Origin of the sequence: Bradyrhizobium sp. CCBAU 53340 (assembly GCF_015291645.1) — a bacterium.
Classification (GTDB): Bacteria; Pseudomonadota; Alphaproteobacteria; order Rhizobiales; family Xanthobacteraceae; genus Bradyrhizobium.
In genome coordinates, this window is the sequence record NZ_CP030055.1 from 2287177 (window position 1) to 2307774 (window position 20598).

The 20598-nt window shown below is 62.7% G+C and carries 18 protein-coding genes; 12 read left to right on the plus strand and 6 right to left on the minus strand.

Annotation, left to right across the window (positions count from 1 at the left end):
* Window positions 1–13: 13 nt before the first annotated feature.
* Complete coding sequence (locus XH89_RS10775) at window positions 14–1243, plus strand: acyl-CoA dehydrogenase family protein (protein ID WP_194468440.1); 1230 nt, start codon at window positions 14–16, stop codon at window positions 1241–1243.
* Between the two features lie 9 nt (window positions 1244–1252).
* Window positions 1253–1816, plus strand: a complete 564-nt coding sequence (locus tag XH89_RS10780; protein WP_194467040.1) for a flavin reductase family protein — start codon at window positions 1253–1255, stop codon at window positions 1814–1816.
* A gap of 24 nt (window positions 1817–1840) precedes the next feature.
* Here XH89_RS10780 and XH89_RS10785 read toward each other — a convergent pair whose 3' ends face one another.
* Entirely contained in the window at window positions 1841–2749 is a 909-nt protein-coding gene (locus tag XH89_RS10785) for an NAD(P)-dependent oxidoreductase (protein ID WP_194467041.1), read from the minus strand.
* 178 nt (window positions 2750–2927) lie between these two features.
* Between XH89_RS10785 and XH89_RS10790 the strand changes: the two genes are divergently transcribed.
* The 6 genes from XH89_RS10790 to XH89_RS10815 all read left to right on the plus strand — a co-directional run bounded on the left by XH89_RS10790 (window position 2928) and on the right by XH89_RS10815 (window position 9283).
* Window positions 2928–3911, plus strand: coding sequence for an ABC transporter substrate-binding protein (locus XH89_RS10790; RefSeq protein ID WP_194467042.1), 984 nt, complete (start codon window positions 2928–2930; stop codon window positions 3909–3911).
* A gap of 78 nt (window positions 3912–3989) precedes the next feature.
* Window positions 3990–5684, plus strand: coding sequence for a dihydroxy-acid dehydratase (gene ilvD / locus XH89_RS10795; protein WP_194467043.1), 1695 nt, complete (start codon window positions 3990–3992; stop codon window positions 5682–5684).
* Between the two features lie 123 nt (window positions 5685–5807).
* Window positions 5808–6653, plus strand: a complete 846-nt coding sequence (locus tag XH89_RS10800; RefSeq protein ID WP_194467044.1) for an ABC transporter ATP-binding protein — start codon at window positions 5808–5810, stop codon at window positions 6651–6653.
* Window positions 6650–7435 (plus strand): ABC transporter permease, encoded by a 786-nt coding sequence (locus XH89_RS10805; protein WP_194467045.1) that lies wholly within the window; start codon window positions 6650–6652, stop codon window positions 7433–7435. The genes XH89_RS10800 and XH89_RS10805 overlap by 4 nt, the downstream gene beginning before the upstream one ends.
* The gene (locus tag XH89_RS10810) at window positions 7432–8199 is read left to right on the plus strand and encodes an ABC transporter permease (RefSeq protein ID WP_194467046.1); all 768 of its coding nucleotides are present in this window, start codon (window positions 7432–7434) and stop codon (window positions 8197–8199) included. Before XH89_RS10805 ends, XH89_RS10810 begins: the two co-directional genes overlap by 4 nt.
* A gap of 37 nt (window positions 8200–8236) precedes the next feature.
* Entirely contained in the window at window positions 8237–9283 is a 1047-nt protein-coding gene (locus XH89_RS10815) for a peptidase M29 (protein WP_194467047.1), read from the plus strand.
* On the opposite strand, the gene XH89_RS10820 is transcribed toward XH89_RS10815, so the two are convergent.
* The 5 genes from XH89_RS10820 to XH89_RS10840 are packed head-to-tail and all read right to left on the minus strand — an operon-like array spanning window position 9280 to window position 15008.
* Complete coding sequence (locus XH89_RS10820; RefSeq protein WP_194467048.1) at window positions 9280–10272, minus strand: 3-hydroxybutyryl-CoA dehydrogenase; 993 nt, start codon at window positions 10270–10272, stop codon at window positions 9280–9282. The two genes, XH89_RS10815 and XH89_RS10820, sit on opposite strands and share 4 nt — an antisense overlap.
* Before the next feature lie 3 nt (window positions 10273–10275).
* A complete protein-coding gene (locus XH89_RS10825; protein WP_194467049.1) occupies window positions 10276–11364 on the minus strand; it encodes an NAD/NADP-dependent octopine/nopaline dehydrogenase family protein in 1089 nt (362 codons plus the stop codon).
* Window positions 11361–12890, minus strand: a complete 1530-nt coding sequence (locus tag XH89_RS10830; RefSeq protein WP_194467050.1) for a class I adenylate-forming enzyme family protein — start codon at window positions 12888–12890, stop codon at window positions 11361–11363. Before XH89_RS10830 ends, XH89_RS10825 begins: the two co-directional genes overlap by 4 nt.
* A gap of 2 nt (window positions 12891–12892) precedes the next feature.
* A complete protein-coding gene (locus tag XH89_RS10835) occupies window positions 12893–14182 on the minus strand; it encodes an acyl-CoA dehydrogenase family protein (protein WP_194467051.1) in 1290 nt (429 codons plus the stop codon).
* 7 nt (window positions 14183–14189) lie between these two features.
* Window positions 14190–15008, minus strand: a complete 819-nt coding sequence (locus XH89_RS10840; RefSeq protein WP_194467052.1) for an alpha/beta fold hydrolase — start codon at window positions 15006–15008, stop codon at window positions 14190–14192.
* A gap of 196 nt (window positions 15009–15204) precedes the next feature.
* On the opposite strand from XH89_RS10840, the gene XH89_RS10845 reads away from it, so the two are divergent.
* The 4 genes from XH89_RS10845 to XH89_RS10860 all read left to right on the plus strand — a co-directional run bounded on the left by XH89_RS10845 (window position 15205) and on the right by XH89_RS10860 (window position 20594).
* The gene (locus XH89_RS10845) at window positions 15205–15966 is read left to right on the plus strand and encodes an SDR family NAD(P)-dependent oxidoreductase (RefSeq protein ID WP_194467053.1); all 762 of its coding nucleotides are present in this window, start codon (window positions 15205–15207) and stop codon (window positions 15964–15966) included.
* Window positions 15967–16005: 39 nt separating this feature from the next.
* Window positions 16006–16842 (plus strand): enoyl-CoA hydratase family protein, encoded by an 837-nt coding sequence (locus XH89_RS10850; RefSeq protein WP_194467054.1) that lies wholly within the window; start codon window positions 16006–16008, stop codon window positions 16840–16842.
* 97 nt (window positions 16843–16939) lie between these two features.
* The gene (locus XH89_RS10855; protein WP_194467055.1) at window positions 16940–19291 is read left to right on the plus strand and encodes a bifunctional salicylyl-CoA 5-hydroxylase/oxidoreductase; all 2352 of its coding nucleotides are present in this window, start codon (window positions 16940–16942) and stop codon (window positions 19289–19291) included.
* Window positions 19292–19343: 52 nt separating this feature from the next.
* Complete coding sequence (locus XH89_RS10860; protein ID WP_194467056.1) at window positions 19344–20594, plus strand: flavin-dependent oxidoreductase; 1251 nt, start codon at window positions 19344–19346, stop codon at window positions 20592–20594.
* The last annotated feature ends 4 nt before the right edge of the window (window positions 20595–20598 follow it).

Consider the following 20598-nt stretch of genomic DNA (forward strand, 5'->3'; position numbering starts at 1 on the left):
GCGAGGGACACGAATGGCGCCTGGTCAAGAGCCGAGCAAAGGTCAGTCGGTGGCGACAGACTCCGGCGAACGAGCTTATGCAGCGATGGTTGCCAAAGCCAGGTCGCTCTTGCCGCAGCTGCGGGAACGCGCGGCTCGCACTGAGGAATTGCGGCATCTACCCCCCGAGACCGAGCGCGACCTGCATGATGCCGGCCTATTCCGCATGCTTCAGCCGAAGCGCATCGGCGGCGCCGAGCTCGATTACGTTGCCCTGATCGATTGCGCAGAACTGCTGGGACGGGCCGATGCATCGGTGGCCTGGAATCTTGCCAACCTGGCGAGTCACCACTGGATGCTCGGCATGTTCGAGCAGCGTGCGCAGGATCTGGTCTGGGGCCGGGACCCCGAGGGACTGATCGCGTCATCGTTCATCTTTCCCGCCGGCCGCGCCACGAAGGTCGAAGGCGGATATCGGCTGCACGGAAGCTGGCCCTTCTCGTCGGGAGTTGGCTCCTGCGCATGGAATATGCTGGCGAGTGTCGTCTCGTCCGACGACGAGGCCGATGGCATCGAATACCGCATCTTTCTGTTGCCTAAGGCCGACTACAAGATCCTCGATACCTGGAACGTCGCTGGGCTGCGCGGCACCGGGTCGTCAGATGTCGAGGTCAGGGACGCCTTTGTGCCTGAGCATATGACGATCGCCGTGGGCGATCTCGCAGGAGGCGCGACACCTGGAAGCAAGGTGAACCCCAATCCGCTGTATGCGCTGCCGGTATTCTCGCTGTTTCCCTATGTGCTTTCCGGCGTAGCGCTCGGAAACGCACAGGCCTGCCTGGACGACTATACGGAGGTCGCGCGTCACCGCATATCGACGTACAACCGCGCCAAGCTGAGCGACTTCCAAAGTACGCAAATCAAGATCGCCGAGGCCTCCGCCAAGATCGATGCTGCGCGCCTCATCATGCGCTCGGCCTGCATCGAGGCGATGGAGGATGCTCGGTGCAACCGCACGCCAGACATGGCGAGGAAGACCAAATATCGGCGTGACGGGGCATTCTCGGTCAATCTGTGTACGGATGCCGTTTCGATGCTCTTTGCGGCGAGCGGGGCGCGGGGCCTGTTCACCACCGGCGTGCTGCAGCGGCAGTTTCGCGATGCGCACGCGATCAATTCGCACCTCGCATTCAATTTCGATGCGGCCGGAACCAATTATGGACGCGTTGCGCTTGGCTTGCCGTCCGAGAATCTCACCTTGTGAGGCCGGCTGATGAATGATCTGCCAAAGCAGCCGGCGGCTCCTGATCCGGCCAAAGAATTTGCAAGCGACAACTCGCAGATTGATCCACGTGATTTTCGCAACGCCCTCGGCACCTATGGAACCGGCGTAACGATCATCACGGCCACGGCCGTCGATGGAAAGCCGTATGGAATCACCTGCAATTCGTTTGCCTCGGTCTCCCTCAATCCTCCCCTGGTTCTCTGGAGCCTCGGGGTCTATTCATCGAGCCTGACCGTGTTTCAGAATGCCAGCCATTTCACCGTCCATGTGCTGGGCACTTCACAGCAGGCGCTTGCCAACAAGTTCGCAAAGTCGTCCGAGGACAAGTTCGCCGGCGTGGATTGGACACCGGGCCTTGGCAACGCGCCGGTGCTTGCCGAGAGCGTGGCGAGTTTTCAGTGTCGATCCGTCAATCGCTATTATGGCGGCGACCACGTGATCTTTCTCGGTGCTGTCGAGGCCTATGCTTACAACGCAAAGGAGCCGCTGCTGTTTGCGCGGGGGACGTATGGCCGGTTTCTGGTCGACGACGAGCGCGAGAAGTCGCCGTAAGGCAATTCAAGAACGCTTGTTGGTTCAGCGGTTCATGGCCGAGAGCTTGTAGATTTCCAAAGCGTCCGCATCCGCTCCGCGCGCAGCCCTGGCCAATCTGAAGATCTGTCCGGCCAGCGTCGCCATCGGCACTGGTGTTGATGTCGCCTGGGCGACATCTGCGACCGTATCGAGGTCCTTCAGCATCGTCGAGATGTGGCCGAGTGGCGGAGAGTGAATACCCTGGACCATCCGAGGTACGAAGAGCTGGAGCGGGATCGAATCCGCAAAGCCGCCGGCGAGTGCTTCGGGCAGCCGGCTCGCGTCAATTCCTGCATTCGAAGCAAGGCGCGTTGCTTCCGCGAGCACGGCCATCGCGCATCCGACGATCACCTGGTTGCAAAGCTTGGTGGTTTGGCCCGCACCGGTCGGGCCCATGTGGGTGAGCCTGCGCGCCATCGCCAGCACGTAGGGCCGCACCCTCTCGATATCGGCGGCCGCTCCGCCGGCCATGATGGCGAGCGTACCTTCCTCGGCACCCTTGGTGCCGCCGGACACCGGCGCATCGATCCAACCCGCTCCGTTCGCACCTTTCAATCTTGCCGCAAGCTCGCGCGCGGCGTCAGGGTGGATCGACGAGAAATCGACCACCAGCTTGCCCGCGCCGGGAGCCGTTGCAAGGCCCTCAGGTCCGAAGACGACCTCTTCAACGGCAGCGGCATCCGTCACGCACATGAAGACGATGCCCGTGTTCATCAGGAGGTCACGAGGCGTGCCTGCGCACCTGGCACCGGCCTCGACGAGCGGGGCCGCCTTACCCTCCGAACGGTTCCAGACGCTGACGTGGTAGCCTGCCTCGAGCAGGCGTCGGGCCATAGGCGTGCCCATCAATCCAAGACCGAGATAGCCGAGCCTCTCGACGCCTTGCGGGTTTGCCTTGCTCGCATCAGCCATAGGTTGCCTCCTTTTGCCGCGGCGCTGGCGGCGTGCGACCACCGCTGCACCATACATAACGCCTCCCGCAGCGAAACCAGCCGGGCTGCATGGCTTGCCTGATTGTTTGAACCATGAAACATTTGGGCCAGTCGGGCTGGATGGCGTCGGTTGGCGCCGGAGCAACGGAGTGGGCACGATGCGGGCAGTTTCGAAGTGGATGCTGGCAATTGGCGCTGTAGCAGCCGTAATTGCGGGCACAGGCCCCTTAAGGGCGCAGCAGACGATCCGCGTAGGCTGGACCATCCCGGCTGAGGAATCCAAATACTGGATGATGCGTAGGCCGGCCGAATTCCCCGATATTGGCAAGACCTACAATATCGAATGGACCCAGTTTCAAGGCACCGCGCCGATGACGCAGGCCTTGGCCGCCGGCGCTCTGGATTGCGCCACGCAGGCGCCGCTCTCGCTTGCCAACGGCGTCGTCGGTGGCAATCTCAAGGCCTACATCGTGGCGCAGCACGTCTTCGAGAAGCCCGGTGGCTTCTCGGTCTACTGGGCGGTCATGGATGACTCGCCGATCAAGACGATTGCAGATCTGAAGGGCAAGACGGTCGGCATTTCCGTGATCGGCGGCGGCACGCAAGGCCCGTTCAACCTGCTGCTGAAGCAGAATGGTGTCGATCCGGCCAAGGACATCAAGCTCGTCGAGGTCGGCTTTGCCGTCTCCGAAGATGCGCTGCGCCAGGGGCGGGTCGATGCGGTCAACATGAACCAGCCGTTTGCGGCTCGAGCAGAGGCGAAGGGTGGTATGAGAAAGCTGTTCTCACTGTCGCAGGCCATGCCGAACATCGTGCACATCCTGGAAGCCTGCCGCGCCGATTTCGTCGACAAGAATCCGGAGTTGGTCAAGACCTATGTTCGCGACATTACATCGGGCATGAAGAAGGCGCTCGCGAACCGGGAAGAGACCTTGAAGGTGGTCAACGAAGTCCTGAAGGCGCCCATTCCGGTGCTCGAGACCTATCTGCTCAAAGATAACGATTTCGGCCGCGATCCCGGTGCTGCACCGAACTTCCCTGCGATCCAGAAGATGCTGGACATTTATGCGGACACGGGAATGCTGCCGAAACTGGATGTCGCGCAGTTCAAGCATCCGACCATCGTCGCGCCGCTGCAATAAGCGATAGAGCGGTTAGCAAGATGAACGAAGTCGCAGTGTCCCGCCACGTGCAGGAGACTGCATCGAGATGATGCAAGCATGAAGAAGTTGCGATCACGGATCACCACGGACGGGCTCGACCGGGCGCCGCACCGCGCCTTCATGCGCGCGATGGGGCTGGACGACGCGGCCATTGCCAGGCCGATGGTGGGCATCGTCAGCATGAAGGGCGAGCAAACGCCCTGCAATATGACCCATGATTTCCAGGTGGCTGCGGCCAAGACCGGGATTGAGGAAGCCGGCGGAACGCCGCGCGAATTCTCGACCGTCTCGGTGTCCGACGGCATCAGCATGAATCACGAGGGGATGAAATTCTCCCTGTTCTCGCGCGAACTGATTGCCGACTCGATCGAGGCTGTCGTCCATGGCCTCGCTTACGACGCGCTGATCGGATACGGCGGATGCGACAAGACGCTCCCAGGCGTGATGATGGGCATGGTTCGTTGCAACATACCGTCGATCTTCATCTATGGCGGCAGCTCACTACCGGGTCGCGTGGATGGACGAACGCTGACGGTGCTCGACTCCTATGAAGCGGTCGGGAGCTTCATGACCGGGGAGATCGACGCTGCGACGCTCGAGCGGATCGAGCGCGCCTGCCTGCCGACCATCGGCGCCTGCGCTGGTCAGTTCACCGCGAACACCATGGGAATGGTGTCGGAAGCTATGGGCCTGACCATTCCCAACGTGTCGATGGTGCCTGGCGTCTATGCCGAGCGCGCGCAGATCTCGCGCCGCGCCGGACGGTTGATCATGGACATGTTGCAGCGCGGTGGGCCGCTGCCGCGCGACATCGTGACGCGAAAATCTCTGGAAAACGGAGCGGCAATCGTTGCCGCGACGGGCGGTTCGACCAATGCCGCGCTGCATCTGCCGGCGATGGCGAACGAGGCCGGCATCGCCTTCACGATCGACGATGTCGGCGAGGTCTTTGCCAGGACGCCGCTGATCGGAAACTTGCGGCCAGGAGGCAAGTACACGGCGAAAGATGTCTACAACATCGGCGGTGCGGCCGTGGTGATCCGCGAGTTGATCCAGAGTGGGCATATCGATGGCAGCTGCCTGACCATTACGGGGCGCATGCTTGCTGAGGAATATGGCGCGGCCAACACGCCCGACGGCGAGGTCGTCTACGCGGCCCGCGCGCCAATCATGCCCGATGGCGGTGTCGCCGTGCTGAAGGGCAATCTTTGCCCTGACGGAGCGGTGATCAAGGTGGCGGGTTTGAAGAGTCTGGTTTTCGAGGGCGTCGCGCGCGTGTTCGAGGATGAAGAGGCTTGTGTCGCGGCGGTTCGCGATCGCAGCTACAAGGCCGGTGAGGTCCTGGTGATCCGCAATGAAGGTCCGGTGGGCGGGCCCGGCATGCGCGAGATGCTTGGCGTCACGGCGCTGATTTACGGGCAGGGCATGGGCGAGAAGGTGGCCCTGATCACGGATGGCCGGTTCTCAGGTGCTACGCGGGGCATGTGCATCGGCTACGTATCTCCGGAGGCGTTCGTTGGCGGCCCGCTGGCGCTCGTTCGCGACGGCGACAAGATCCGGATTGATGCCGCTGGCCGTCGCATGGATCTGCTGGTCGATGAACAGGAACTCGCGGCGCGACGATGCGATTGGAAACAGCGCCGGCCGCGTCATCGCGCTGGTGCGCTCGCAAAATATGCGCGTCTGGTCGGTCAGGCGCCGGGCGGAGCCGTTACCCATGAGGGGCCAGCGGAGTGGCCGTGGTTCGATTAAGGCATCGCGCGAGCGAAAATGACGATTGGTTTGGCAGGCTTCTTGCTAAGTTCGGGCGGCTGATGGAGGACGTTCAGCAGATCGGTTGCATGGCGTCTGCACGTGGGTGAAGCGAGAGACGGGATGAAGGTAGTGCCTTCAAGATCGGGCGACTGGGTGAATCCGGTGACGTCACAAAAGCCGGCTTCTGCGATCATCGAGATCGACCGCGTCTCGCAGGTCTTCCAGACCTCGGCGCGCAAGGATCATTTGGCTCTCTCTGAGATCTCCTTGACGATCGAGGAGGGGGCGTTCGTCTCCATCCTTGGTCCCTCCGGCTGTGGCAAGTCGACGCTACTTTATATCGTCGGTGGTTTCGTCAGCCCAACCAGCGGCGCGGCGAAAATGAAAGGGCAGGCCATCACGGGGCCGGGGCCGGATCGCGGGCCGGTATTCCAGGAGTTCGCGCTGTTTCCCTGGAAGACCGTACTGGGCAATGTGATGTATGGCCCACGCCAGCAGGGGGTAAGCGCTACCGAGGCAGAAGCGCAGAGCCGCGCGTTGATCGAGATGGTCGGGCTCAAGGGCTACGAGAGCTTCTACCCGAAGGAGTTGTCGGGCGGTATGAAGCAGCGCGTTGCGCTGGCGCGGACGCTGGCCTACCACCCCGAAGTCCTGTTGATGGATGAGCCGTTCGGCGCGCTCGACGCCCATACCCGGACGCGTCTCCAGAACGATCTCCTGAATATCTGGGAGCGTGATCGCAAGACGGTGCTGTTCGTCACCCACTCGGTCGATGAAGCTGTCTTCCTCTCGGACAAGGTCGTGATGATGTCCAAGTCTCCCGGCCGCATCAGGGAAGTCATCGAAATCGATCTGCCCCGGCCGCGGCGCCGCAGCGAGCTGTTGCTTGATGCGCGCTACCAGAAATACGTCGTCGACATCGAGCGCATGTTCGATGAAAGCGACCAAGCCGGTTCACTCTTATGATCTCGCCGGCTGCCTTCACGAGACGGGCCGCGCCGGTGCTAGCTTGCATTGGGCTGCTGACGGCGTGGCAGATTGCGTCGCTCGGGTTGAAGAACGACAGCTTTCCGACGGCGCTCGAGGCTATCCGCGCGATTCCGGACATCCTGGGTGACAAGGAATCTCTGATCAACATCCTGGCCTCGCTCCGCCGCATGGCGATCGGGTTCGGCATCGCCGTGCTGGTTTCGATTCCACTAGGCCTGCTGATGGGCCGTAGTCGGGCCGTCGCATCCTTTTTCAATCCACTCTTGATGGTGATCTATCCTGTTCCGAAGGCAGCTCTGATGCCGATCATCATGCTGTGGCTCGGCGTTGGCGAAGCTACTAAGGTTCTCGTGATCTTTCTCGGTGTCAGCCTGCCGGTGATCTATCACAGTTTTGAAGGTGCCAAGGCCGTCGAGGAGAAGATGCTGTGGTCGGGCGCGGCGATGGGGCTGTCGCCCTTGCAGCGTCTGGTCCGGATCGTGCTCCCGGCCGCGCTCCCGGAAATTCTGACCGGGTGCCGAACCGGCCTGGTGCTGGCACTAATCACCATGATTACAAGCGAGATGATTGCACGCCAGTCGGGGGCAGGGAACATCCTGTTCAACGCGCTCGACATGGGGCAGTACGACACGGTTTACGCGATGATCATCATCGTCGGAGCGATGGGCATCTGTCTCGATGCTGTTTTCGAGCGGGTTCGTGCAGGGCTTGTACGCTGGTCCGAGCCTCAATTCGACATGCCGCTGAGCTTCTCATGATGTCACGTTCTCTCTCCGCAAACGTCATCTTAGGTGTCGCGCCAATCGTGCTCGTGGTCGCGCTGTGGCAGGCCCTGGTGACGTTCGGCTTCGCTCCGGCGGTCTTGTTGCCGGCGCCGGGCTTCGTCTTCAACCGGCTGCTCCAGCAGCTCGTGACATGGACGTTTCAACAGGAAATCGCAGCGACGTTGATCCGGCTATTTGCCGGATTCGCCGTTGCGGTCGTCCTCGGCGTCAGCATCGGCATCGCGGCTGCCGCAAGTCCCTCGATCAATGCCGCGGTCCGGCCGATCGTGCGCGTGTTGGCGCCGTTGCCGAAGGTTGCGCTCTACCCGGCGCTGCTGTTGCTGCTGGGTTTCGGCCACGGATCGAAGATCACCTTGGTGGCGGCGGACGCACTCTTCCCGATTTTGCTGTCAACCTATTATGGTGCATCAACCGTCGAGCAGAAACTGGTCTGGTCGGCCATGGCAGCGGGAACGCCGCGATATGGAATCCTGTTCAAGGTCGTGTTGCCGGCGGCGATGCCGTCGATCCTGACCGGGTGCCGAATCGGCCTTGTCATTTCCTGCATCGTGGTGTTTCTGGCCGAGATGATCACGTCGACAGACGGCCTGGGCCATGCCCTCGTGACTGCAGCCCGGACTTTCCAGGCAGTCGACATGTTCGTGCCGCTGATCACGATCTCGCTGCTTGGGCTGATCCTCAATGCGTTGTTGGGCGCGGTGCGATCTTATCTCTTGCGAGGCTTCCCCGAAGCGTGACCTGACGAACAAAAAACCAGAAGACCGGGAGTGAACCATGCTGGCTGATCGCATCGAAGCAAAATGGATCGACGCGTTTTGCGAGATCTTTGAACGTTGCGCCGTCAAGGCCGGCGATACCGCGGCAATCCTCTCGGAGACCCAGTCCCGCGCATTGAATGTGCACCTGGCCGAGCTGGCCTTGCTGCGGATGGGAGCGAGGCCGTTTCACGTCGTGATGCCAACGCCGCGTAATCGGAACATCGTTCCGGTCCGTTCGACCGGAGCGAGCGAAGCGATTCAAAAGATGGGGCCTGTCATCAGCGCGCTTCAGCAGGCTGGCTTCGTGGTGGATTGCACCATCGAGGGCTTGATGCACGCGGTCGAGACTCCTGAAATCCTGAAGGCCGGCGCGCGCATCCTGGTGATCTCCAACGAGCATCCCGAGGCGCTCGAGCGGATGGTGCCGGATCCCGCGCTGGAGAAGCGCGTTCGCGCGGCCGTGAAGATGCTGCGTGGAACCAAGCGAATGCGGGTCACCTCAAAAGCCGGTACGATTCTCGATGTGGACATGGTAGGCGCTTCCACGGTTGGCGTCTGGGGTTGGACGGACAAGCCAGGTACGCTGGCACATTGGCCGGGCGGCATCGTCGTGAGCTTTCCAAAGAGCGGGACGATCAACGGCACGCTGGTCATGGCGCCTGGCGATATCAACCTCACCTTCAAGCGGTACCTGACGTCGCCGGTCAAAATGACCTTGAAGGACGATTACGTCGTCGAACTGGAAGGCGAGGGCACGGACGCCGCGATGATGCGCGCCTATCTCGCGGCCTGGGGTGATCGGGAGGCCTACGCTGTCTCACATGTTGGTTTCGGCATGAATCCGGCTGCGCGCTACGAGGCGCTCTCGATGTATGACCAGCGCGACACCAACGGCACGGAGATCCGCGCCGTGTCCGGTAACTTCCTGTTCTCGACCGGCGCCAACGAATTCGCGGGTCGCTATACAGCAGGCCATTTCGACCTGCCGATGATGGGAACGACCATCGAGCTCGACGGTGTCGCGGTGGTTCGAGAAGGTGTCCTCCAGGACGTCTTCGGTTAGTTGCGGTCGATCACAGGCGGACGGGCCAGATCGAAGTGCCGGAGCAGGTCGACCATGGCCTGGAGTCGCTTCGCGCGATAGGCGTCGACGTCGAGGCCCGAATAATCGAGAAAGCCCGCGCCCGTGCGCAAGCCGATCCGACCTTCATGCATGTTGCGCGAAATGACGTCGGGAGCGCGATAGCGATCGCTGCCGAGGGCGCCTTCGAGATAGCGGCTGGCGTAGTACAGAATATCCCCGCCGCCCCAATCGATGAACTCAAGCAACCCAAGCACCGCATAGCGAAAGCCGAAGCCATAGCGGATCGCCTTGTCGATCTCTTCCGCACTGGCGACGCCTTCCTCGACCATCCGCGCCGCTTCGTTCATCGCGAGCGCCTGGATGCGCGGAACGATGAAGCCTGGTGTCGCGGCGCAGACCACTGGCACCTTGCCGATGCCTTCGAGCAGCGCCTTGACCTCATCAATAATGGCAGGGTCTGTGGCTTTGCCGGGCGAAACCTCGACCAGCGGGATCAAATAGGCTGGATTGAGCCAGTGGACGTTGAGGAAGCGGCGCGGATTTTCAATTGCTCCGGAGAGATCGTCGACAAGGATGGTCGACGTGGTCGATGCGAGGATCGTATCCGGGCCGACCTGCCTTGAAGCCGCTCCCAGCACCTCCCGCTTGAGCTCAACGACCTCAGGGACGCCCTCGAACACGATTCCGGCTTCTGACAGAGCGGCGCCACTTTGGCTGGCCGGCACCACTGAAACTCGCGCGATGAGCGGGTCGACCTCGGTCTCGGTCACCAATCCGAGCTTCGACAGGCTGACAAAGGTCTTCCTGACCTCGTCAAGCGCGTCCGATTTCAGCTTGGCGAAATCGTCCGCTGAGCGGGCCTTGATGTCGATCATTGTGACCGCGTGCCCGGCATAGGCAAAAGCGACGGCGATGCCGCGGCCCATGCGACCAGCTCCGAGACACGCAATGTTCGCGCGGCGGCTCATCGATCAGAATCCTTCACGAAGCAGCGTCTGCAATTCGGCCTTGTGAAGCTTGCCGAGCCCCAGCGTCTCCAGCGTTCGGCCGCTTTGCGCAAAATCCTCGCCGCAGATCGCGCCGCCGATGGCCAGGAACGCCTTGGCCAGCGGTGTCGCGACGCCCGCAAGGCCAGCGACGGACACCAGCAGCGATAGGCCAAGCCGCAAATCTTCGCGCATGTAGCGGTGCTCGGTCAGCACGATGCGCTCGCGCCAGTCGCCGGAGTCGGTCAGCCGGTCATGCGAGCCTCGGCCATACATCCAGATCTCTCCTTCCTTCGCGTAATGATGAGCGAGGGGGAAATGCGGTGCGCCATATCCCAGCGCCTCGCGCACGGCGATCCGCTCGGCGTCGAGGGCATCGGTCACCCGCCGGATCGCAGCTTGTGTTCCCTCCTTGTGGATGTCCCATCGTTCAAAATGCTCGATCGGGCCCGCATTCATCACGATCAGCGGCGGATGAATGATGCAGCCCGCATTCATCAGCGCGCCGGAGAGCGCATCACCGCATGGCTCGATCACGTCAGGGAAGGCGCGCCCGATGACCTCAAGCGCATGCGGGGCCTGATCGAGTGGAAATACGCCGACCGGCAGCCGCTTTGCGCGGATGGTGATCGCGACCTCGAATGGTCCGTGCTTGCGCGTGAGCCAGGGCAGGGTACCGGTTTCGGCGAAGCTCGCTTTGGCGCGATTGCCGGCGTCGCGCGCGGCCTGCGCGAAGATCATCGAGCCGAATGTCGCTGGTGGCAGGAACACCACCTGGCCGTCACGGAGGTGTGGCGCAAGGAGCCGGGCGATATCCTGCTGCGCGAAGGCGGGGGCGGGGCACACGATGAGCTCAGCGCCGCTGACGGCTTTTGCGATATCGGTGGTCACCAGCGCCAGCTTCACGTCGTGGCGGCCATTGTGGTCCTTCACCAGGATGCGAGATCCCGCGGCACGATGTACCTCGACCTGCTCGGCGTCACGGCGCCACAGGCGGACCTCATGTCCCGACAGGGCAAAATCGCCTGCGGCCGCGAAAGAGCCGTTTCCGCCACCCAGAACCGCGATCTTCACATTGCCTCTCCCTGCGCCCGCGACTGCGCATCGAGCTGTTTCAGCAGGAAATGCTGGACTTTGCCAAGCGCCGTGCGCGGCAGGTCGGCAACGAAGACGATGTCGCGTGGAACCTTGTAACGGGCGAGCTGGGCCTGCACGTGCGCTCTCAGCTCATCCGCTTCGAGGCGGCAGCCGGACCGCCGGATGACATAAGCGATGGGGACCTCGTCCCAGCGCGGATCCGGCCTTCCGATCACAGCGCATTCGCTGACATCAGGGTGTTCGAGCAGGACCCGCTCGACCTCGGCGGGATAGACGTTCTCTCCGCCGGAAATGATCATGTTCTTCTTGCGGTCGCGGACCCAGAAATAGCCGTCGGCGTCGCACAGGCCGATGTCGCCGGTGCGATACCAGCCGTCGTGCAACGCGTCGCACGTGGCGTCCGTATTGCCCCAATATTCAAAGAATACGTTCGGTCCGCGCACCGCGATTTCGCCGGGCGTGCCCGCAGGCACCTCGGCGCCGGCCTGATCGATCACCTTCGCTTCGCAGCAAAGGCCAGCGAGTCCGGTTGATCCCGTGCGCGACAGGTCGCCGCCGAGGCGGGTGTAGATTGCGATGGGGCAGGTCTCCGTCGAGCCGTAAACCTGGAGCACTGGCACGCCGCGCGTGACGAAGCGCTCGATCAGGTGAGGCGGCACGATGGTCGAGCCGGTCGCGACCGCTTTCAGCGACGAGAGATCGGTCGTGGCCCAGGCAGGGTGCTCGCTAGTGGCCTGGATGATCGCCGGCACCATGACCGTCAGCGTTGGCCGATCCCGTTCGATGGCTGCAAGCGCTGTGTCCGGCGTGAAGCGAGCGTGGATTGTGACGGTCGCACCCAATTGGAGCGCCGCAGTCGTCTGGATATTGAGGCCACCGACATGGAAGAATGGCAATACGGTCAGCACATGATCGTCCGACGTCATGTTGTGCATGTGCTGGCTCATGACGCCGTTCCAGAACAGAGCTTCCTGGCGCAGCACCGCGCCCTTCGGTCGTCCCGTCGTCCCCGATGTGTAGACGATGAGCAGCGGGCAGGAGAGATCGGCGTGGGGATCTTGGCTGCTGCTCCCGGCGCCGCGCGTCAACAAGCTTTCGAACGTCGTGCCACCTGGCGGCGCGAAATCGAGGCCGATGACGGCAGTCCCCCGCGCAAGCTCGGGAATAACGCCCTCAAATGCCTGCTCGAGCACCAGCAGCTTGGCTCCGGCATCGGTGAGGATGAAGAGCTGCTCGGCGACTGCCAGCCGCCAGTTCAGCGGCACCAGTATCGCGCCGAGCCGCGCACATGCGTAGAGCAGGACCAGATAGTCCGGCCGATTTAGGCTCAGGATCGCGACGCGGTCACCGCGGCCAATTCCGAGCTCTTGTTTCAAGGCTGTCGCCGTCCGTTCGATGCGATCGGCGAACGCTGCATAGCTCAGCCGTTGGCCCTCGAAAGCAATGGCTGTCTTGCCCGGCGCAAACGCCGCGTTGCGATCGATCAGACTACAAAGATCCACCGTTAGTCGTCCGTTTCGCCGGCCTCGTAAAGCGCCTCGCGGCCGATCCGGTCGAGGCAGAGCTCGGCTGTCCAGGGTAGCATCAGCGAGCCGCAGCGGCTGTCGCGATAGATGCGCTCCAGTGGGAGCGAGCGGAGCATGGCCTGACCACCGCAGGTGCGGATCGCGAGCGCAGCGAGCTCATTGGCGCCTTCCATCACCGAATATTGTGCGGCGTAGGCGCGCAGCACCTGCTCCTTGCTCGGGTTGGCGCGCGCCTCCGTGACGGCCTGGAACCAGATCCCCTTGATCTGCTCCAGCTTGATCTGCATTTGCGCGACTGCAATCTGCTTGGTCGGGTACATCCGGCGCTTCACCGGCGGCATGCCGGGGACCTCACCGCGCAGATAACGAACGGTGAAGTCGTAAGACGCTTGGGCGAGGCCCATATAGGTCGGCGACAGCGTCAGGAACATGTGCGGCCAGCGCATCGCGGCCTGAAAATAGACGCCGCGTGGCATCAGCGCGGAATCCTCCGGCACGAAAACGTCCTTGAACAGCAGCGTTCGCGAGACCGTGCCGCGCATGCCGAGCGGATCCCAATCGCCGACGACGGAAACGCCCTGCGACTTCGCCGATATCGCGAGATAAAGCGTATTGCGGCGTGAGGCCTTCTCGCCTTGCTCAATCTCGGTGCAGAGCACGCCGTAATAATCGGCATGGCCGGAAAGTGATGCAAAGATCTTCTTGCCATTGACGACCCAGCCACCTTCGACAGGCTTCGCTTCCGTGCCGAAGGCGACGCCGCCGGCTGCTGCTGCGCCGCCCTCGGAGAAAGGCTGAGAGTAGATCGCGCCGTCCTCGACAATACGCTTGTAGTGGATGGCGCGCCGCTTTTCGTGCTCTGCGCGGGTCTCCGGATCCATGTCGAGGTCATCGGCCAAAGGCCCCGACCACAGCGTCGAGCAAACATGCATGTTCCAGGTGAGGGCAGTCGCACCGCAATAGCGGCCGATCTCCGCGGCCGCCAGGGCATAGGTCTGATAATTGGCTCCGAGCCCGCCGTGCTTCTTGGGCACCGCGATGCCAAGCAGGCCGACGCGATGCAGATCGCGATAGTTCTCGGTCGGGAAGATCGCCTCGCGGTCGTAGGCGGCGGCGCGGCCGGCGAACACGCTCTGGCCGATCTCGCGTGCCCGCGCGATGATCCCGGCCTGTTCGTCGCTCAGGCGGAACGCCACGGGATCGAAGATCGGCGCATCCAGCGCGACCTTGTCGCTCGCGCCGATTGTCTTGCTGACTTGCATGGTCATTGCGCAGTCACCCGTGGTTTGCGGCAAAAGGATCGATGAACCCGCCGAGCGCCTTGTCGAAGACATCCGGCCGTTCAAGGTTGGCGAGATGGCCGACGCCGGGCAGTTCGACATATTCGACCGAAGGGATGTAGGTGGCGGTCTTCGCCATCATCGGCGCGGGGGCATTGTTGTCCTTGGAACCGGACAGCAGCAGCGTTGGGACCGATATGTCTTTGAGCGTGCCGCGCTGGTCAAAGCCAATCAATGCCAACATCATGGCGCGATAGCTCGCCTCCGGCACGTTTGCCATGCACTCGCGGGCAAGCTCCATCCCCCTGGGATCAGGAGCGTCACCGACGAGCTCTTTCACGAGGGACGGTGCCAGCGACTTCATGGTCTCGCCGCGGTCGAGCGGGCCCAGCCGCGCGGCGATGAATGATTTCTGCCAGTCGCCTTCGGCCTTGCCGAAGGCGGGGCTGGTCTGTGCCAGGACAACCGCGCGCGCCGATTTCGGCGATTGCACCAGCCATTTTTGGACGATCATGCCGCCGATTGAATGACCGACCAGGATGGGCTTCTCCGCGCCAATCTGCACGATAAATTGCTGGAGTGCATCGGCCAGGGCCGCGATGCTGACGCTTGCGAGTGGCGCCGATCCGCCGTAACCGGGCATGTCCCATGCGATTGCGCGGAAGCGGTCGCCAAATGTCGCAAGCTGCTGCCGCCAGGCCCGCGCAGCGCCACCGATGCCATGCAGGAAAATCAGAGGCGTCGCGCCCTCATCGCCCGCGGCTTCGTAGGCGAAGCGACCATCCCTTGTTATCATTGGCGCAGGCTGCGACACGCGACATCCTTCGGCTCGGTCAGGTGATGCTAACAGGCCTGTGGGCGATGGAAAGAGATAATTTTATACTTAAAGCAATTTTCGGGCCGGTCGGCCCGCGTAGCGGTATGCGCTATCGATCGGCGCTTTCGTTGCAAAAATTTGAAGGTTAAAATATATCGAACGGACGATCAGCAAATCTTGAGGGAGCAAGAGCATGTCCGGATTGCCGCATTCGCCGCATGCGCTGGTGACCGGTGGCGGTCGCGGCATCGGCCGCGCGATTGCCGCTGCTCTCGTAGGCGCTGGTGCCACTGTGACAGTGCTGGGCCGGAATGCCGCTGTCCTCGACGAAGCGGTCAACGCGGGGGCCGCGCATTTTGCGGCAATTGCTGACGTTTCGGACGAGACCGCTGTAAAGACAGCCATTGCAGCTGCGCATGCGCGGAAGCCGATCGATATCCTGATCGCCAACGCCGGCAGTGCCGAATCCGCGCCCTTTGCGAAATCGGACAGTGCCCTTTTTGCGCGCATGATGGACGTTAACTTCATGGGCGTCGTCCATGCCATCAGCGCAGTGTTGCCGGGGATGAAGGATCGCCCTTACGGCCGTATCGTCGCGATTGCGTCGACAGCCGGGCTCAAGGGTTATGCCTATGTGAGCGCGTACACAGCGGCCAAGCACGCCGTGGTCGGTCTCGTGCGCTCGCTCGCTCTGGAAATGGCCGGCAGTAGCGTGACCGTGAATGCGGTGTGTCCCGGCTTCACCGACACGGATCTCGTCGCCGGCAGCATCGACAATATCATGAAAAGGACCGGGCGCACCCGCGAGCAGGCGATCGCCGAACTCGCAAAGCACAATCCACAGGGGCGCCTGATCACGCCACAGGAAGTGGCAAATGCCGTGCTGTGGTTGTGCAGCGAGCACGCCAGCGCGATCACCGGGCAGGCAATTGCCGTCGCCGGTGGCGAGATCTAGCGTAACACAGGCGCGGAACAAGGAAGCCAAGGAGATCGCATGAGCAGACCAGCCAATCCCGTCACGGTGCCGCTGGCGGACTATTCGCCGCAGCATTTCCTGCTGGCCGTCGTCGATGGCGTTGCCACCGTAACGCTCAACCGTCCGGAGCGAAAGAATCCGCTGACCTTCGAAAGCTATCGCGAACTGACGGACTTCTTCCGCGCCTGCGCATTCGACGACGCGGTCAAGTCGATCGTCGTCACCGGTGCCGGCGGCAATTTCTCGTCTGGCGGCGACGTGTTCGAGATCATCGGCCCGCTGGTGAAGATGGACACCAAGGGCCTGACGGCGTTCACGCGAATGACCGGCGACCTCGTCAAGGCCATGCGCGCCTGTCCGCAGCCGATCGTGGCCGCGGTCGATGGCATCTGCGCCGGTGCCGGCGCAATCGTCGCCATGGCATCCGACATGCGGCTCGCCGCGAGCGGCGCCAAGGTGGCGTTCCTGTTCAACAAGGTGGGGCTTGCCGGCTGCGACATGGGCGCCTGCGCCATCCTGCCGCGGATCATCGGCCAGTCTCGCGCTTCCGAGCTTCTGTACACAGGCCGGTTCATGACCGCGGAAGAGGGGGAGCGCTGGGGGTTCTTCAGCCGTATCGTCGCGCCGGAGCAGGTGTTGGCCCAGGCACAATTGCTCGCCAAGCAGATCGCGGAAGGGCCGACGTTCGGCAACACCATGACCAAGCGAATGTTGGCCATGGAATGGGCGATGTCGGTGGAGGAAGCGATCGAGGCGGAGGCCGTTGCCCAAGCCCTGTGCATGACGACGGCCGATTTCGAACGCGCTTTTCACGCCTTCGCCAACAAGGTCAAGCCGGTCTTCAGGGGCGATTGAGCGACGGCTTTTGGCCGCCATCGCGGAAACGGGGACTTGCCAGAAATTATTTTAGGCTTAAAATAGTTTTATGGCCGGGTGAATTGGCGAGGCTCCCATGAAAGTCGCGATCATCGGTGGTGGACCTGCGGGTCTCTACGCAGCGATCCTGCTCAAGAAGCAGCGTCCGAGCGCCGACATCACCGTGTACGAGCGCAACCGCGCCGACGATACGTTCGGCTTTGGCGTGGTGTTCTCGGACGCCACGCTGGACAATTTCGAGAAGCACGATCTTCCGAGCTATCGCCGCATCACCCAGGAGTTCGCCTACTGGGACGACATCGCCGTGCATTTTCGCGACACGGTGCACCGGGTCGGCGGCAACGGCTTTTGCGGCTGCTCGCGGCAGAAACTGCTCCTGATCCTTCAGGAGCGAGCGCGCGAACTGGGCGTCAGCCTGCATTTCGAAGTGGATATCGACGACGAGTCGCGTTTTGCCGACGCTGATCTCATTCTGCTCGCCGATGGCGTCAACAGCCGTTTCCGCGAGAAATATGCCGAGCACTTCCAGCCGGACGTCGATCTCCGCGCCAACAAGTTCGCCTGGATGGGCTCGACCAAGCCGCTCGATGCCTTCACGTTCATCTTCCAGGAGACTGAGTGGGGACCGTTCATCGCCCACGCCTATCAGTATGAGGCGGGTCACTCGACCTGGATCTTTGAGACCGATCCGGAGACGTTCGAGCGGGCAGGGCTGACGGGGCTGAACGAGACCCAGTCCGCCGCACGGATGGCCGAGATCTTCGGCTGGTTCCTCGACGGGCACAAGCTGCTCACCAACCGCTCGATGTGGCGCAATTTTCCGATGATCCGCAGCAAGCGCTGGGTCAAGGACAATATGGTCCTGCTCGGCGACGCCAAGGCGAGCGCACACTTTTCGATCGGCTCCGGCACCAAGCTTGCGATGGAAGATGCGATCGCGCTGGCTGATGCAATGGCGAAGGCGCCCGACATCAAGGCGGCGCTGGATGTCTACGAGCACGGCCGCCGCGAGGAGGTCGAGAAGACCCAGCATGCCGCCGACGTCTCGCTGGTCTGGTTCGAGCACGTCGACCGCTTCTGGGGTTTCGATCCCGTGCAGTTCGCGTTCGGTGTGATGACGCGTTCGAAGGCGATCACCTACGACAATCTAAAACTCCGCGCGCCCGATTTCGTTGCCGAAGTCGAGAAGTCATTCGCCAAACAAGTGCGCAGCAACGGCTTCGATGTCGACACCGACAAGCCGATGGTACCGCTGTTCCAGCCTTTCCGGCTTCGTGAGATGGAGATCGCGAACCGCGCCGTGATGTCGCCGATGTGTATGTACTCGGCGAAGGAGGGCGTTCCCGGTGATTTCCACCTCGTGCACTACGGCTCGCGCGCCATCGGCGGTGCCGGCCTGATCTTTACAGAGATGACGTGCGTCAGCCGCGACGCGCGGATTACGCCCGGCTGCGCTGGCCTGTGGAATGATGAGCAGGAAGCGTCGTGGCGGCGCATCGTGGATTTCGTTCACGGCAACTCCGCCGCGAAAATCTGCCTGCAACTCGGGCACGCCGGCCGCAAGGGCGCGACCAAGCTGATGTGGGATGGCATCGACCGTCCGCTGGAGCAGGGCCGCTGGGACGTGGTCTCAGCATCGCCGCTGCCCTATTTCCCTGATAGCCAGGTGCCGCGCGAGCTCGATCGGGCCGGCATGAATGCAGTACGGAACTCCTTCGTCGCTGCGGCCGAGCGCGGCGAGCGCTGCGGCTTCGACATGCTCGAATTGCACTGCGCCCACGGCTACCTGCTCGCGAGCTTCATCTCGCCGCTGACCAATACCCGTACAGACGGATATGGCGGCCCGCTCGAAAACCGCCTGCGCTTCCCGCTCGAGATTTTTGAGGCCCTGCGCGCCGTGTGGCCGAAGCACAAGCCGATGTCGGTGCGCATTTCCGCGACCGACTGGGCTGACGGCGGCATTACCGGTGACGATGCGGTTGCCATTGCGCGCGCCTTTGCCGAGGCGGGTGTCGATCTCGTCGACGTCTCCACCGGGCAAACGGTCCGCGATGCGCAGCCGGTCTATGGCCGCATGTTCCAGACGCCATTTTCCGATCAGGTCCGCAACGAGGCGCGGGTGGCGACCATGTGCGTCGGCAACATCACGACAGCGGACCAGGCCAATACCATTTTGGCCGCTGGCAGGGCGGATCTGGTCGCGCTCGGGCGGCCGCATCTGGTCGATCCGTTCTTCACCATGAAGGCGGCGGCCTGGTACGGGGCGGACGACGCGTTCTGCCCGCCGCAATATCTGCCCGGAAAGGAGCAGATTTTCCGCAACAGCGTCCGCGATCGGCAGGATCTCGAGGAGCTGAGAATTAAGGCTAAGCCCAAGACCCGGGCCGAGCTCAAGGCGGAGGCGACAAAGCCGCTTGCGGCGGAGTGACCGCCCGTGCGACGTTAACTCCGTTGCCTGCGTATCGAGTGGAGTTAGGGCGATGAAGGCGATTATCGTCGGTGGCGGTATTGGTGGTCTCACCACGGCTTTGATGCTGCGGGCCCGCGGCATCGGCTGCGAGGTCTTCGAACAGTCCGATACGATCCGCGAGCTCGGCGTCGGCATCAACACGCTGCCACACGCCATGCGCGAGCTAGCCAGCCTTGGTCTGCTGCAAAAGCTCGACGACGTCGCAATCCGAACCGACCAGCTCTATTACCTCAACCGCCACGGCCAGGAGGTCTGGCGCGAAGCTCGTGGCGTGGACGCTGGCCATGACGTGCCGCAATTCTCGATCCATCGCGGCCGGCTTCAGGGCGTCATCCATCGCGCCGTCGAGGAGCGGCTCGGGGCGGAGGCGATCCACACCGGCTGCAGGCTCGGCGCCTTCACGCAGGATGAGGGCGGCGTCACAGCCTACTTCTTCGATCGTGCTGGCGCGCATATCCACACCGCGCGCGGCGATATCCTGATCGGCGCCGACGGCATTCATTCGCGCGTGCGCGACACGCTGTTCCCGAACGAAGGGCCGCCGTGCTGGAACGGCCTGATGCTGTGGCGCGGTGCGCGCGACTGGCCGCTGTTCCTCACCGGCAAATCCATGATCGTCGCTGGTGGTCTCAATGCCAAGGTGGTGGTCTATCCGATCGCGGAAGGATCGAGCTCCGCGAGCCGTCTGACCAACTGGGCGGTTCTGGTGAAAGTGGGTGAGGGCAACGCTCCGCCGCCGCGGAAAGAGGACTGGTCGCGGCCAGGCCGGCGCGAGGAGCTGATGCCGCATGTCGCACGTTTTTCAGTGCCCTACATCGATGTGAAGAGCCTGATCTCGGCAACGCCCGAATTCTACGAATATCCGACCTGCGACCGCGATCCCTTGCCCTATTGGTCGTCCGGTCGCGTCACGCTGCTCGGCGATGCCGCGCATCCCATGTATCCGGTGGGATCCAATGGCGCCTCGCAGGCTATCCTCGATGCGCGATGTCTTGCCGACGCGCTGGTGCGCGCCGAGCATCCGCGACAGGCGCTGATGGAATACGAGAAGAAGCGGCTGCCGATGACCGCGGATATCGTCCGCTCCAACCGTCGTGGCGGACCCGAAGGCGTCATCGATGCCGTCGAGCAGCTGGCGCCCGACGGCTTCGACAATGTCGACAACGTATTGAGCTATTCCCAGCGTGAAGCCATCGTACGTGGCTACGCCACCAAGGCCGGCTTCGCTGCGGTGCCAGGACTCGCGGCGGTGCGCGCTTAAGCAA

Excerpts from the sequence above, each read along its gene's own strand:
- XH89_RS10855 (WP_194467055.1), top strand. The coding sequence starts at position 16,940 with ATGAAAGTCGCGATCATCGGTGGTGGACCTGCGGGTCTCTACGCAGCG.
- XH89_RS10860 (WP_194467056.1), top strand. The coding sequence starts at position 19,344 with ATGAAGGCGATTATCGTCGGTGGCGGTATTGGTGGTCTCACCACGGCT.
- XH89_RS10835 (WP_194467051.1), bottom strand. The coding sequence starts at position 14,182 with ATGACCATGCAAGTCAGCAAGACAATCGGCGCGAGCGACAAGGTCGCG.
- XH89_RS10820 (WP_194467048.1), bottom strand. The coding sequence starts at position 10,272 with ATGAGCCGCCGCGCGAACATTGCGTGTCTCGGAGCTGGTCGCATGGGC.
- XH89_RS10810 (WP_194467046.1), top strand. The coding sequence starts at position 7,432 with ATGATGTCACGTTCTCTCTCCGCAAACGTCATCTTAGGTGTCGCGCCA.
- XH89_RS10805 (WP_194467045.1), top strand. The coding sequence starts at position 6,650 with ATGATCTCGCCGGCTGCCTTCACGAGACGGGCCGCGCCGGTGCTAGCT.
- XH89_RS10775 (WP_194468440.1), top strand. The coding sequence starts at position 14 with ATGGCGCCTGGTCAAGAGCCGAGCAAAGGTCAGTCGGTGGCGACAGAC.
- XH89_RS10845 (WP_194467053.1), top strand. The coding sequence starts at position 15,205 with ATGTCCGGATTGCCGCATTCGCCGCATGCGCTGGTGACCGGTGGCGGT.
- XH89_RS10785 (WP_194467041.1), bottom strand. The coding sequence starts at position 2,749 with ATGGCTGATGCGAGCAAGGCAAACCCGCAAGGCGTCGAGAGGCTCGGC.
- XH89_RS10815 (WP_194467047.1), top strand. The coding sequence starts at position 8,237 with ATGCTGGCTGATCGCATCGAAGCAAAATGGATCGACGCGTTTTGCGAG.
- XH89_RS10850 (WP_194467054.1), top strand. The coding sequence starts at position 16,006 with ATGAGCAGACCAGCCAATCCCGTCACGGTGCCGCTGGCGGACTATTCG.
- XH89_RS10800 (WP_194467044.1), top strand. The coding sequence starts at position 5,808 with ATGAAGGTAGTGCCTTCAAGATCGGGCGACTGGGTGAATCCGGTGACG.
- XH89_RS10780 (WP_194467040.1), top strand. The coding sequence starts at position 1,253 with ATGAATGATCTGCCAAAGCAGCCGGCGGCTCCTGATCCGGCCAAAGAA.
- XH89_RS10790 (WP_194467042.1), top strand. The coding sequence starts at position 2,928 with ATGCGGGCAGTTTCGAAGTGGATGCTGGCAATTGGCGCTGTAGCAGCC.
- ilvD (WP_194467043.1), top strand. The coding sequence starts at position 3,990 with ATGAAGAAGTTGCGATCACGGATCACCACGGACGGGCTCGACCGGGCG.